The organism is Tissierella sp. MB52-C2 (assembly GCF_030931715.1).
GTDB lineage: Bacteria > Bacillota > Clostridia > Tissierellales > Tissierellaceae > Tissierella.
Window position 1 is genome coordinate 1,483,832 of the sequence record NZ_CP133261.1, and the last position, 14,483, is coordinate 1,498,314.

Genomic DNA, 14,483 nt, shown 5'->3' on the forward strand with positions numbered 1-14,483 from the left:
TATATGAACGAAATAATTATAACAACCATATCTATTACAGGAATATCAGCTATATTTGCTTTTCTCCTTACTCTTGCTGATAGAACAATAGGAAATTATGGAGAAATAGAATTAAATATAAACGACGATAAAGATTATACAGTCCAAGGAGGTTCATCTCTTTTATCTACTTTAATAGATGAAAAGATATTTATTCCATCAGCCTGTGGTGGTAAAGGAACCTGTGGATATTGTAAAGTAAAAGTATTAGAAGGTGGGGGCCCAGTGCTTCCTACTGAGATTCCATTTTTAACTCAAGAAGAATTAGATGACCATGTAAGACTTTCATGTCAATGTAAAGTAAAAGAAAAAATTAAAATTCAAATACCTGAAGAATTATTTAATGTTAAAGAATATTTTGCTACAGTAGAAGTCTTAGAAGATATGACATCTGTAATAAAAAGACTGAGACTTAAATTACCAGAAGGAGAAGAGATAAAATTTAAGCCAGGACAATTTATTCAACTTAAAGCTCCATTATATGAAGGAAATGATGAAGAAGTCTATAGGGCTTATTCCATAGCTTCTGCTGCAGAAGATAAAAATCATATAGAGCTATTCATAGGGTATGTTCCAGGTGGTAAATGTACTACTTATGTCCATAAACATTTGAAAGTAGGAGATACAGTACAGATAAATGGTCCCTATGGAGACTTTTACTTTGATGATGAGAGTGGTCGAGAAGTTATATTAGTTGCAGCAGGTACAGGCATTGCTCCCATACTCTCTATACTTAAACATATGAGAGAGAAAAAGATAAATAGAAAGGCTAGATTTTACTTTGGTGCTAAGACTCCTGAAGATTTATTTTTAGTAGAATATTTTAAGGAATTAGAAAATGAGTTATATGATTTTAAATTTATACCGACTTTATCAAGGGTAACAGAAGAACATAATTGGACTGGAGAAACAGGTAGAGTCAATAATGCTATAGATAAATATTTAACGGATTCGGAAAATAAAGAATCTTACCTTTGTGGTAATGAAAAGATGATAGCTACTATGGTAGAGGCTCTTATGGAAAAAGGAATTCCAGAGGAGTTAATATACTTTGATAAATTTGATTGAGAGAAATCCTAGTGATTTCTCTTTTTATGGACTACTTTATTTAAATATATGATATAATTATACTAGAGTAGAATCAATACATAAAAAATCCTTAGGGGGATGAGGAATGAAGCTTGAGTTATTTGACTTTATAGACGAAACCTTAGAACTGATAGAAAAAAGAAAGGAGAGTATTGAGAAGGTTGCCAATTCTTTAGAAAAGTTTTTTACCGATAGTTTTTTTATACAAGATCACTTTTTAAACGTTAGCTACAGAATAAAATCATCAGAGAGTTTAAGGGAAAAGATATTGCGTCACAATTTCTACATAAAATATAAGACACCTGAAAAGCTATTAGATAATTTATCGGATTTAATAGGATTTAGAGTTGAATGTAGATTTATTGAAGACGAAGACAAGATCTATAGAGATATAATAAAATTATTTGACATAAAATGCAAAGACGGATTCTATACTAACCCTCTTAATCCCAACATTTTACTGCAACTAGAAGAAAAACAACCTCAGAAACAAAAAAATGGATTTGAAATATATAAGATTGATGGAAAGTATTGTAAAGATGGAGTATGTATTAATTTTGAGTTACAGATAAAATCCTTAGTAAATATTTTCTGGGGAGAAATTGACCATAGAGTATTATATAAGAATTTCAATTATATGTTAACAGAAGACTTTTTTAGAGATATAATGTCTTCAATAAAAGATAATTTATCTATGATTGATAGGCAGTTAATGCTTGTATATAATCATTTAAATGGAATGGATACTAGTGATTCTCTAGCAAAAAATATTCAATTGCAAGCGTTATTATCCAAAATTATTCATGATACTTATATAGTTAAAATAAGGCAGGAAATAGGTTTTGTAGTAGATTTTAAAAAATCCACAGATGTTATTGTAAATTATATATTTATGAAAGGTGGATTAGAAGGGTCTGAACATTATAGTACAAATTTTTTAAGAATATTAAATAGATTAAATGAAATAGGGAAAAACGATATATCTTTTAGTAGATATATTAATTTTGAAAGGGAAATATTTTTTAATGATGATTTTACAAGAAAAATAGGAAATAGTATTCTAGAAGTCATAAATAAAGATTTTAGATGGAATTTGTTTTTTAGAATAATCTTTGAAATAGAAGAAGGAAATAATGCAGAAGACTTTGAAGGATTTATGATATTTGTTAGATATAGATTCCATGAAAATATAATTTTAATCCTAGAAAATAAAGATTTTGAAGACGAAGAAAAAGAAGAAGTTCTTAACTTTATAATGGAAACAATAGCAACTATTTTTTGTAAAGATTTAGATGTAGATTTCCTAAGTGATTGTAGCATTAAGAAATTGAATAATAATATAGGAAAAGCCTTTAGAAACATACAGGATTTTAATGATTGGATAAGAGAGAGAGAGACAATTATAGATGTAATATCTAAACATGATTTTTAAAGTATTTGAAGTTTTTCAAATACTTTTTTCTTATTGGGTAAATATATAATATACAATAAATGATAGGAGTTGATGTAATGAAAATACTTGAAAGAGTAAAGTCTACTTTATGGAGTATGGAAAAAAGTATTAAAAGGTTTCCCATAACCATAGGAATCTCGACAATTTTAGCAATTTTTTTAATATATTTAAATGAGAGTTATTTAATCGGGGAAACAATGGAAAATCTAAGCAAACTAAGTTTAGTATTGGGATTAGGAATTCCTTTATCTTTATGTATTGGGTTAGTAATAGAAAGATTTTTTGAAAAGAATAAATTGATTTCATTAGCTCTATATTTTATTGGTGCTGGATTTTTACTATTATATTACTTTGTATTCCTAGAGAATAATAATACCATAGGGATGTCTAGATATTTAGGGACTATTTTATTTTGCATATTGGGATTTTTATATATTTTAAAAATAGGAAGGGATAGAGATTATGAATATTATGTAATGGACATATATTCTAGTTTTGCTTTAACCTTTGTATATTCATTTGTCCTTTACTTTGGATTATCTGCTATATTTTTTACTATTGATCGATTATTTGATGCTAATATTCAAGGAAAGTTATATTACTATATGTTATTGATTGTATTTTTCATATTTGCAATATCATTATTTTTATCTAAACTACCATATACTGATACAAAATATGAAAAAGTAGAATATGAAAAATCTTTAAAAATATTACTAACTTATATAGTAATTCCTTTAATAACTATATATACTGGAATATTATATGTATATTTCGGAAAAATACTAGTAACGAGAGTATGGCCTAGAGGCTTAGTATCCCATTTAGTATTGTGGTATTCAACCATATCGGTAGGGGTTATATTTTTAATAACTCCAATACTTGAGGAAAATAAGATTGCAAAGATGTTTAAAGTTTTATTTCCTAAAATAATACTTCCCATCATAGTAATGATGTATATGTCCATATATCAAAGAGTACATCAATATGGAATAACAGAAAATAGATATTATTTAATAGTATTAGGACTATGGGTATTAGGAATAATGGTATATTTCTCAGTGAAGAAGCCTTTAAAGAATATTATTATACCTATTAGTTTATCTGTAATAATGCTTAATTCTGTATATGGACCTTTTAGCAGTTTCTCCATATCTAAGTATAGTCAAAATAAAAGATTAGAAAATATATTAGAGAAAAACAATATGATTTCTAATGGTGAAATAGTTCCTAATTCAGATATTTCTAAGGAAGATAAAGGAGAAATAAGCAATATAATAAGCTATTTTAATATGAGGCATGGAGTAGAAGATATAAAGATTTTACCTAAGGATTTTAGTTTAGATGAAATGGAAAATATATTTGGATTCGAATATAATCCATACACTCCTTATACAGATAATGGCTACGCTTACTTTGGAATTTATACTAATAGAGAGCCTGTAGATATAAAGGGATATGATTATTATGTAAATATAGACTATTGGAATGAAAATAAAATAGAAGTTGGTGAATTAACTCTCCAGTATGATAAAGCAAGAGAAGTATTAACTATTTCAAGAGATGATAAAATTATATTGGAACAGGGTATAATGGAATTTGTAGAAGATATATATAACAAACAAGAATCTAAGGAAATAGATAAATCTATGGTTTCTTATGAAGATACCACATATAATGTATCCATGAGAAATGATATAGATAGTATAGATCTTAAATTTATATTTACTAATATAAGTGGTAAAATAGATAATCAAAATATATTAGAAATTGGCAGTCTAGAATTTATATTATTAATTTCAGATAAATAATACGTTGAAAGATTTATAGCCCCTATTTTTTTAAAAGAATTAGTAGTATAATACTATTTATTATAATAAAATAATATTATAGAATGTTGACGGGAGGTACTAGGATGAAAGAAGTATATTTGGCAGGTGGATGTTTCTGGGGTGTGGAGGAATATATGTCAAGAATAGCTGGAGTAGTAGATACAAAAGTAGGATATGCCAATGGTATAAAGGAAAATCCATCCTATGAAGAAGTATGTACAGGAACTACAGGTCATACTGAAACAACCTATGTAAAATATGATGAAAATATAATTTCTTTAGAAGAGCTATTAAATAAATTTTGGAGAATAATAGATCCAACTATGTTGAATAGACAGGGACCTGATATAGGAAATCAATATAGAACGGGAATCTATTATGTAGACCAAAATGATTTAGACATTATAAATAAAACATTGGAAGAACAGAAAACTAAATATGATAGACCAATAGTAACAGAAATTATGTCTTTGCAATCTTTCTTTAATGCTGAAGAATATCATCAGGACTATTTAAAGAAAAATCCAAGTGGATATTGTCATATAGACTTAAGTAAATAAATGGAATCCCCTAGGGGATTCTTTTAATGTATATGGAGTGGAAAGATGAAAAAATTTAAAAAGGTATATATAGAAATAACCAACGTATGTAATCTACAGTGTGAGTTTTGCCCTAAGACTAATAGGGATAAGAGATTTATGACAATAGATGAATTCTCTTATATACTTGATGAAGTTAAAGATTTTACAGACTATCTATATTTTCATGTGAAGGGAGAGCCTTTATTGCATCCCCATATAGATGAATTTCTGGAAATATCTTATGATAAAGGATTTAAAGTCAATATAACTACTAATGGAACTTTGCTTTCAAAGGTAGGAGATAAATTACTAAATAAACTAGCCCTTAGACAGATAAATATTTCATTACATAGTTTTGATGGAAATAATGAGATGGAAAATAAGGATAGTTATTTAGATAATATATTTAACTTTATTAAATCTGCTAGAGACAATAAGGGATTGATAATAGCTTTAAGGCTTTGGAATTTAACAGATGATAATTTAATTAATAAAAAGGCAAATAAAAATAAAGAAATATTAGATAGAATTCAATCTGAATTTAATCTTCCTTTTAAAGTGGAAGATACAATAAATCCTCAAAGGGGATTAAAAATAGAAGATAGAATATATTTGAACCAAGATTCTGAATTTATATGGCCAGATTTAAATAATGAAGACTTTGGCAAGGAAGGATATTGTTATGGTTTAAGAAACCAAATGGGGGTTTTAGTAGATGGAACTGTAATTCCTTGTTGTTTAGATGGGGAAGGAAAAATATCTTTGGGAAATATTTATAATAACTCATTGAAACAAGTTTTATCTAGTAACAGGGCTAGAGATATATATGAGGGGTTTTCTAAAAGATTAGTTGTAGAAGAAATGTGTAGAAAATGTGGTTATCGAAGAAGATTTAATTTATGAACAAAACTTAAAGAGTTTTTATAGAGTAAAAGTTGACACAATATATAGTGGTTTGGTAAAATTGAAATACGATATATAGAACAAGGGGGCTTTTAAGTGATTACGAAAATAAGAAAAAGGGATGGAAGGGAAGTTCCTTTTAATGTGGAGAAAATTTCCAATGCAATATTTAAAGCAGCACAGGCAGCGGGTGGATATGATTATAATACTTCAATGGCTTTAGCAGAAAAGGTAATTATATTGACTAATGATAAGTATAGTGGCAAGGTACCAGGTGTGGAAGATGTACAAGATATAGTGGAGAAGGTCTTAATTGAATCAGGGCACGCTAAAACTGCTAAAGAGTACATATTGTATAGGGCAGACAGAAATAAGGTAAGAGAAATGAATACTAGGCTTATGAGGGTATTTGAAGATCTAACTTTTAAGGATGCTAAAGATGTTGATATAAAGAGAGAGAATGCAAATATAGATGGAGATACTCCTATGGGAACCATGTTAAAATATGGTTCTGAATCTGCTAAACAGTTCTATGATTTATTTGTATTAAATCCAGAACATTCAAGGGCTCATAAATCAGGGGAAATCCATATACATGATTTAGACTTCCTTACATTGACAACTACCTGTTGTCAAATAGATTTAATAGAATTATTTAAGCATGGTTTTAGTACTGGCCATGGTTTTTTAAGACAGCCTAGGGATATACACTCATATGCAGCATTAGCTTGTATTGCTATACAATCAAATCAAAATGATCAACATGGAGGACAATCCATACCTAATTTTGATTATGCCATGGCTTTTGGAGTAAAGAAAACTTACGTTAAACAATATAGACAAAACTTAAGAAAATCAATTGAAATGTTAGTTGAAGATATAGATCTGGAAGAAAACCTTGATAACGTTTTTAAGATTCTTGAGGAAGAATATCAATTGGTTCCAACTTTAAGCAATAATAAAGAATATAAATCAAAGGAAGCAGAGTATCTAAAGGAATTATTAAACGATGAGGAAATAGTAGAAAAGGTACAAAGATTTACTGAAAAAAATAGTTATAAAGATACTGATAAAAGAACTTTTCAAGCTATGGAAGCTTTAATCCACAACCTTAATACTATGCATTCTAGGGCAGGGGCTCAAATTCCCTTTAGTTCAATAAACTATGGAACGGATACATCGGTAGAAGGAAGAATGGTAATTAAAAATTTACTGTTGACTACAGAAGAAGGATTGGGGGATGGAGAAACCCCAATATTCCCAATACAGATTTTCAAGGTAAAAGAAGGAATTAACTATAATAAAGAAGATATAAACTATGATTTATTTAAACTATCTTGTAAAGTAAGTGCTAAAAGGCTATTTCCTAACTTCTCATTCATAGATGCACCTTTTAATCTTAAATATTATAAGGAAGGTCATCCAGAAACAGAAATTGCATATATGGGATGCAGAACCAGAGTAATAGGAAATGTATATGATCCATCTAGAGAGATTGTAAATGGTAGAGGTAATCTAAGTTTTACTACTATTAACTTACCACGAATAGGTCTTGAAAATAGAGGCAATATCAGTGAGTTTTATAAAAAATTAGATGAAACCATTGATTTAGTTACAGAGCAATTAATAGAAAGATTTGAAATTCAAGCAAATAAAAAAGTAAGTAATTTCCCATTTCTCATGGGGCAGGGAATATGGATGGACTCAGATAAACTATCTAGAGATGATAATATAAGGGAAGTATTAAAACATGGAACATTATCTATCGGATTTATAGGATTGGCAGAATGTCTAAAAGCATTAATAGGAAGCCACCATGGAGAAAGTAAGGAAGCCCAGATATTAGGTTTAGAAATAGTTAAACATATGAGATATAGAATGGATGATATTAGTAATCAATATAAGATGAACTTTACTTTAATAGGTACACCTGCCGAAGGAACATCAGGTAGATTTGTAAAGATGGATAAAGAAATATTTGGAAGCTTAGAAGGTATAACAGATAGAGAATATTATACAAATAGTTTCCATGTACCAGTTTATTATAAAACTAAGGCAATAGATAAAATAAATATAGAAGCTCCATACCATGAGTTAACAAATGCAGGACATATAACATATGTAGAAGTTGACGGAGATCCTTCTCAAAATATAGAAGCCTTTGAAAAAATAGTTAGAGCCATGAAAGAGGCTGGAATTGGTTATGGTTCCATCAATCATCCAGTAGATAGAGATCCTATATGCGGATATACAGGAATAATTGGAGATATATGTCCTAAGTGTGGAAGGGAAGAAGGAAATATAAAGTTTGAAAGAATTAGACGTATTACAGGATACTTAGTAGGAACCCTTGATAGATTTAATGACGCTAAAAAGGCAGAAGAAAGGGATAGAGTAAAACATTTTTCTTGTTCTAATTAAGGAGTAATACTATGGATAAAATAAGAATAGCAGGAATAGAAGAAGAATCTATTGTAGATGGTCCAGGAATAAGACTAGTAGTATTCACCCAAGGGTGTAAACACAATTGTGCAGGCTGCCACAATATCTCTACCCATTCCTTCACTGGTGGAGAATTAATGGAAATAGATGATATAGTAAAGATAGTAAAAGAAAATCCTCTATTAGATGGGATTACTTTAAGTGGTGGAGATCCCTTTGAACAAGCACATGAGTGTAGTCTTTTAGCTAAAAGTATTAAAAAACTTGGATTAGATGTGGTAACTTATACCGGATATACTTTTGAAGAAATCCTTAGAAATAAAAAGTTTAGGGAATTGCTACTGCAAACAGATATTTTAATAGATGGTAAATTTGATATATCACAGAAATCCATGATGTTACAGTTTAGAGGGTCAACAAATCAAAGAATAATAGATGTTAAAAAATACTTAGGTGAAATAAAGAGCGACTTTTAGTCGCTCTTTATAATTTTGTTCATAGGTTTAGGCATAAAGAAAAATAGAAAATTAAACTTGTCACAGGACGGCTTTGAAATAAACAAAGTCGTCACTTTTATTATTTGTTAGCATAACAGATGTTATCATAATTGATAATAAAAAAGATGCCGATATCAGAATGTCTATTTTTAACTCTTATGCCTAACTAGATATTTTCAGCTGAAGAATTTTGGATTTTACAACTATTGTTAAATCTAAATATATCTGTTAATATAAGGAAGAGAGTACTAAGAGAGGTGAGAGAGTATGTTTAAATTAGATGGAATAAAGGATATGAATCAGGAAGAAAGATTGAGATATATGGTTCTTCTTGTAAAGGGACAGCTTAGTTCAGAGCAAGATGATTTAGCAAATATTTCAAATGTAACAGGTATAATAATGGCCTGTGTAGATAGATTAAATTGGGCAGGGTTTTATATGCTAAGAGATAATGAATTGGTTTTAGGGCCATTTCAGGGATTACCAGCTTGTAATAGAATAGGTATAGGTAAGGGAGTTTGTGGAAATGCAGCGGAGACTAGAGAAATTCAATTAGTGCCAGATGTACACTTGTTTCCAGGCCATATTGCCTGTGATTCTCAGTCTAATTCAGAACTTGTTATACCAATAATAAAAAATGATAAAGTCTATGGAGTATTGGATTTAGACAGTCCAGAAAAAAATAGATTTACAGAATTAGAGAAAAAGTACTTTGCTAATCTTGTAGATATATTAAATCAAAATATAAATTGGGAAAAAATATAATATAATAAAATAACCAATTTAAGTTTAAATGTTATAAAGGATGGTAAAGATTATAATAATATATGACTGAATTAATTATTTCAGGTTATATATAAATAAGGAGGCTATAAATGACAATTTTAGAAGGACTCAAGCCACAAAGGGTAATGTACTATTTTGAAGAAATGTCTAAAATACCTAGATGTTCCTATGATGAACAAAGAATAAGTGACTACTTATCTAATGTAGGTAAAGCGTTAGGGTTAGAAGTTATACAAGATAAGGCTTTAAATATAATTATAAGAAAGCCAGCTTATAAAGGGTATGAAAATAGTCCCACTGTAATATTACAAGGGCATATGGATATGGTGGGAGAAAAGACAGATAGTTCAAATCATGATTTTTCGAAAGACCCTATAAAGCTTGAGGTGGAGGGAGATTATATTATAGCTAAAGAGACTACCCTTGGAGCTGATAATGGTATTGCAGTAGCCATGGCATTGGCTATATTAGAGTCAAAGGATATACCTCATCCCCCATTGGAAGTTCTTATAACATCCAATGAGGAATCTGGTATGACTGGAGCAGCAGCCCTAGACCCAGAAAATATAACAGGAAAAATACTAATAAACATAGATTCGGAAGAAGAAGGAAAAATTCTTGTAAGTTGTGCAGGTGGTGAAAGAAACCTAATTACTATTCCAGTAGAATGGAATGAAACATTAGATGATGAAGATATATATGAAATAGTAGTATCTGGACTTAAGGGCGGACATTCTGGAATGGAAATTGATAAAGGCAGAGGAAATTCCAATAAGATAATGGGAAGAGTACTTGAAAGGCTAAATAGATCAATTGATATAAACTTATACCATATAGAAGGTGGTTCTAAGTCAAATGCTATTCCTAGATATGCAAAAGCAGTCATATCTATGGAAAAAGCTAATATAGAAAAGGCTAATCTAAGTATTAAAGAAATAGAAAAAGAATTAAGGTTTGAATTACTTTCTGTTGATAAAGATATTGAATTATCCTTTACAAAAACAAAGGACAAAAAAGATAGGGCATTTTCTAAGGAGACTACAAAAAAGATAATTTCATTTTTAATGCTTTTTCCAAATGGAGTTTATACTATGAGTATGGATATTGAAGGTCTAGTAGAAAGTTCAAATAATCTAGGTGTTGTAAAAACTACTGATGATAGTGTAACTATGGAATCTGCCATAAGATCTTCAGTTGGAAGTTTAAAGACTTATATAGCAGACCAAATAAGATTGCTTGCAGAAAACCTTGGTGCAGAGTGGGAAAGTACCTCATCTTATCCTGCTTGGGAATATAGCAGAGAATCATATATAAGAGATATATTTAAAGATGTATATAAAGAAATATATAATAAAGACATAAATATTGATGCTATACATGCAGGACTTGAATGTGGATTATTTAAAGAAAAGTTTGTTAATATGGATATGGTGTCCTTTGGACCAAATATATATGGAGTACATGCACCAGGTGAAAAGCTTAGTATTTCTTCTACAGAAAGATCTTATAATTTACTTTCGAAAGTATTAGAAAAAATTCATTAATTTTATAAAATATATATGTACTTCTATAGATAAATAAGGTATTATTAGCATATAATTAATAAATATAAAGGTGAAGGAGAATGAAAATGGATAATAAAAAAGATGAAACTTTTGAATACAACGACGAGCATTGTGGTGGCTGCGGTTGTGGATGCGACTGCGATGACCATGATCATGAAGTAGATGGTTTTGACTTTGAAGATATGGATGAAAATGATATAATATATCTTACACTTGATGATGATACTGAATTAGAATGTAATGTTCTAGGTATATTTGAAGTTGAAGATGTTGAATATATTGCATTATTACCAATGGGCGATGATGAGGTACTACTTTATAGATATGTTGAATTAGAAGATAATGAATTTGATTTATTGCCGATTGAAAATGAAGAAGAATTTGGAACTGTATCAGAAGCTTTCGAGGCTCTATTCATCGATGATGAAGATTTTGTAGAGTATGAAAACTATGATGAGTTAGATGACGAAGAATAGTTTTAGAAAGCGCTTTACCTTTGGTGAAGTGCTTTTTATGCATTATATTTTATAGAATATATAATAAGTTAAGATTTAATTAAAAAGGGTATTAAATCTAGGAGGAAGGGGGAGAGTTTTGAATCAAATAACAGTATATAATACCTATTCTAAATATTTGAGTGATAAATTTGGTGAAAAGGTATATAAACTACCTATATCTTTACCGTTAACTTGTCCCAATAGGGATGGAACTGTGGGGAGAGGAGGTTGTATATTTTGTGGAGAGGAAGGTGGATCTTTTGAAAGCCTATCATCCTCCATATCAATAAGAGAACAGCTTGAAAAGAATAAAAAATATATAGGAGATAGATATAAAGCAAAAAAATTTATAGCCTATTTTCAAAATTTTACAAATACTTACTTACCTTTTGAAAGCTTTAAAGAATGTATAGATCAAGTTTTATTAAAGGATATAGTTGGTATATCTATTTCAACTCGCCCAGATTGTATTAATGACAGCTATTTAGAATATTTATCAACAATTAAAGATATGCATAATATAGATATAACAATTGAATTAGGACTTCAAACAGTAAACTATTCTACTTTAGAAAAGATTAACAGAGGTCATACATTAGCTGAATTTATAGATGCAAGTATAAGGATTAAAAAATACAATTTAAGAAACTGTACACATATAATATTAAACCTGCCTTGGGATGAAGATGTTGATGTAATTGAAAATGCTAAGATATTGTCAGCCTTAGGCGTAGATGAGGTAAAACTACATGCACTATATATTGTTGATGGAACAGCTCTAGGGACATTATATAAAAATGGAGAAATAACCTTAATATCTAAAGAAGAATATATAGAAAGAGTAATATTGTTTTTAGAATATCTTGACCCTAATATTGTAATCCAAAGAATTATAGGAAGAGCACCAGAGGAAAATTCACTATTTGTTAATTGGAATGAGTCTTGGTGGAAAATAAGAGACACAGTAATATCCTTAATGGAGTCCAGAAATTCAAAACAAGGTATTAAGTTTGATTATTTAAATGGAAAAGGAATAAGGAAGTTTCAATAAACTTTTATAAAAACTCTAAAAAAGAAGGAAATAAATAAATTATGTCGAATATATAATATATAATAAAAAGAAAGGTAGAGGTGGTTAGTCATGGTTAAATTAATTTTGGGTGGAAAAGGCTCAGGAAAAACAAAATGGTTAATCGATAACGCTAACAAAGATATGAAGGCAGGTAATGGAAATATTGCTTTTATTGATGTGGATGACGACCATATTTTTACTTTAGATTATAATGTACGACTTATTAATGCCATGGAATTCAATATAAAAGATATTGAATCTTTCTATGGCTTTTTGTGTGGCTTAATTGGCATGGATTACGATGTGGAGAAAATCTATATAGACAGTATTTATAAAGTAATAGACTTAAATATTCCTAGTTTAGAAAAACTAATAGAAAACCTAAATATAATAGGAGAAAAATTCCAGGTAGAGTTTTTTATAAATGTTGACTACACTATGGAAAAAATACCAGAACATCTGCGAGATTATTCAATAGAGTTAGAATTTGAATATGCAGTATAATAAAAGAAAACAGGGTATTTGATATACTCCCCCTAAGGTAGACAGACTAAAAAATAAAATTCTGATACCTTAGGGGGAGTTTGTTATGTCTAAAAGAACTAAATATACAGCTCGAGCAAAGTTTAAATGGAATATTGAGCCTTGGTTATTTTAAATTTTATACTTGAAGGGTGCTGTTCAATTATCCTGTTTTTACTTATATTATTTCATAGATTTAAATGTACCGCAATCTGTTTCTTCTGCTGTAGAAGCATCTCTAGGTAATATTTCGATTTTACCAGCTGTACATAAATCTCCTGATTTATAATAGTGACAAGAATTTACTACACATTTTACGCCTTGAGTGATTTCTTCGTTATGCATGATAATCTCCTTTCAAAAAAGTATTTTTACACTAATAGTTTTGCTATTTTAACAAAAAATATTCCTAACTGAGTTTAAATAAAATTAAAAATAGGGTAGAATGGTATAATAGAATATGGAAGGTGATAATATGGTAAAAAAAGAAAGACTAGATAAAGTCCTTGCTAATATGGGATATGGAAGTAGAAAAGATGTAAAAAAATTTATAAAAGATGGTAAAGTAAAGGTAAATAATAGTATTATTTGTGATAATGAATTTAAGGTAAATCCTTATGAAGATAAAATTTTTTTTGGTGATGAAGAAGTTTTATATAGAGAACATATTTATCTTATGATGAATAAGCCTCAAGGGCTTGTATCATCCACTGATGATCCTAGAACTAGAACTGTAATAGACTTATTAGAAGAAGAATATTTAATTTACAAACCCTTTCCCGTAGGAAGATTGGATAAAGATACAGAGGGACTTTTAATGATAAGTAATGACGGCAAATTAGCCCATGAATTACTATCTCCTAAAAAAGGAGTAAATAAAAAATACTATGTAGAAGTAGATGGATATGTTGAAGATAAATATATTGAAGTTTTCAAAGAAGGAGTTACTTTAGAAGACGGATATAAGACTTTACCTGCAGATCTAGAGATAATAAATGGTAATATAGTATCTAAAGTATATTTAACTATACAGGAGGGAAAATTTCATCAAGTAAAAAGAATGTTTGAAAGCATTGGGATGAAAGTTTTATTTCTAAAGAGAATTTCCATGGGACCATTGGTCTTAGATCAGTCGCTGGAACCAGGCACATATAGAGAGTTAACAGAAACAGAAATATCTTTATTAAAAGAGCTATAAAATATGA

The 14,483-nt window shown here is 29.1% G+C and carries 14 protein-coding genes; 13 read left to right on the forward strand and 1 reads right to left on the reverse strand.

The features are described from left to right. Nucleotides 1-3 precede the first annotated feature (3 nt). The 12 genes from RBU61_RS07255 to RBU61_RS07310 all read left to right on the forward strand — a co-directional run bounded on the left by RBU61_RS07255 (nucleotide 4) and on the right by RBU61_RS07310 (nucleotide 13,260). Nucleotides 4-1,107, forward strand: coding sequence for a 2Fe-2S iron-sulfur cluster binding domain-containing protein (locus tag RBU61_RS07255; RefSeq protein WP_308878966.1), 1,104 nt, complete (start codon nucleotides 4-6; stop codon nucleotides 1,105-1,107). Between the two features lie 106 nt (nucleotides 1,108-1,213). Then, the gene (locus RBU61_RS07260; protein WP_308878967.1) at nucleotides 1,214-2,560 is read left to right on the forward strand and encodes a (p)ppGpp synthetase; all 1,347 of its coding nucleotides are present in this window, start codon (nucleotides 1,214-1,216) and stop codon (nucleotides 2,558-2,560) included. Between the two features lie 77 nt (nucleotides 2,561-2,637). Further along, nucleotides 2,638-4,392 (forward strand): DUF4153 domain-containing protein, encoded by a 1,755-nt coding sequence (locus tag RBU61_RS07265; protein ID WP_308878968.1) that lies wholly within the window; start codon nucleotides 2,638-2,640, stop codon nucleotides 4,390-4,392. A 104-nt stretch (nucleotides 4,393-4,496) separates the two neighbouring features. Then, nucleotides 4,497-4,973 (forward strand): peptide-methionine (S)-S-oxide reductase MsrA, encoded by a 477-nt coding sequence (gene msrA / locus RBU61_RS07270; RefSeq protein ID WP_308878969.1) that lies wholly within the window; start codon nucleotides 4,497-4,499, stop codon nucleotides 4,971-4,973. 45 nt (nucleotides 4,974-5,018) lie between these two features. Further along, nucleotides 5,019-5,897: a radical SAM/SPASM domain-containing protein gene (locus tag RBU61_RS07275; protein WP_308878970.1), complete on the forward strand. Its 879-nt coding sequence runs from the start codon at nucleotides 5,019-5,021 to the stop codon at nucleotides 5,895-5,897. Nucleotides 5,898-5,993: 96 nt separating this feature from the next. Continuing rightward, nucleotides 5,994-8,318 carry an anaerobic ribonucleoside triphosphate reductase gene (locus RBU61_RS07280; protein WP_308878971.1) on the forward strand — a complete coding sequence of 775 codons (2,325 nt, stop codon included), beginning with the start codon at nucleotides 5,994-5,996 and terminating at the stop codon, nucleotides 8,316-8,318. Nucleotides 8,319-8,329: 11 nt separating this feature from the next. Further along, nucleotides 8,330-8,815: an anaerobic ribonucleoside-triphosphate reductase activating protein gene (gene nrdG, locus RBU61_RS07285; protein ID WP_308878972.1), complete on the forward strand. Its 486-nt coding sequence runs from the start codon at nucleotides 8,330-8,332 to the stop codon at nucleotides 8,813-8,815. 288 nt (nucleotides 8,816-9,103) lie between these two features. Beyond that, complete coding sequence (locus RBU61_RS07290; RefSeq protein WP_308878973.1) at nucleotides 9,104-9,601, forward strand: GAF domain-containing protein; 498 nt, start codon at nucleotides 9,104-9,106, stop codon at nucleotides 9,599-9,601. A gap of 110 nt (nucleotides 9,602-9,711) precedes the next feature. Beyond that, entirely contained in the window at nucleotides 9,712-11,166 is a 1,455-nt protein-coding gene (locus RBU61_RS07295; RefSeq protein ID WP_308878974.1) for an aminoacyl-histidine dipeptidase, read from the forward strand. A gap of 86 nt (nucleotides 11,167-11,252) precedes the next feature. Then, entirely contained in the window at nucleotides 11,253-11,663 is a 411-nt protein-coding gene (locus RBU61_RS07300) for a DUF1292 domain-containing protein (RefSeq protein WP_308878975.1), read from the forward strand. A 118-nt stretch (nucleotides 11,664-11,781) separates the two neighbouring features. After that, a complete protein-coding gene (locus RBU61_RS07305) occupies nucleotides 11,782-12,735 on the forward strand; it encodes a TIGR01212 family radical SAM protein (RefSeq protein ID WP_308878976.1) in 954 nt (317 codons plus the stop codon). A 90-nt stretch (nucleotides 12,736-12,825) separates the two neighbouring features. After that, nucleotides 12,826-13,260, forward strand: coding sequence for a hypothetical protein (locus tag RBU61_RS07310; protein WP_308878977.1), 435 nt, complete (start codon nucleotides 12,826-12,828; stop codon nucleotides 13,258-13,260). 201 nt (nucleotides 13,261-13,461) lie between these two features. Here the strand turns inward: RBU61_RS07310 and RBU61_RS07315 are convergent, their stop codons facing one another. Further along, a complete protein-coding gene (locus tag RBU61_RS07315; RefSeq protein WP_308878978.1) occupies nucleotides 13,462-13,623 on the reverse strand; it encodes a DUF1540 domain-containing protein in 162 nt (53 codons plus the stop codon). Between the two features lie 130 nt (nucleotides 13,624-13,753). On the opposite strand from RBU61_RS07315, the gene RBU61_RS07320 reads away from it, so the two are divergent. Next, the gene (locus tag RBU61_RS07320; RefSeq protein ID WP_308878979.1) at nucleotides 13,754-14,476 is read left to right on the forward strand and encodes a pseudouridine synthase; all 723 of its coding nucleotides are present in this window, start codon (nucleotides 13,754-13,756) and stop codon (nucleotides 14,474-14,476) included. Nucleotides 14,477-14,483: the final 7 nt, after the last annotated feature.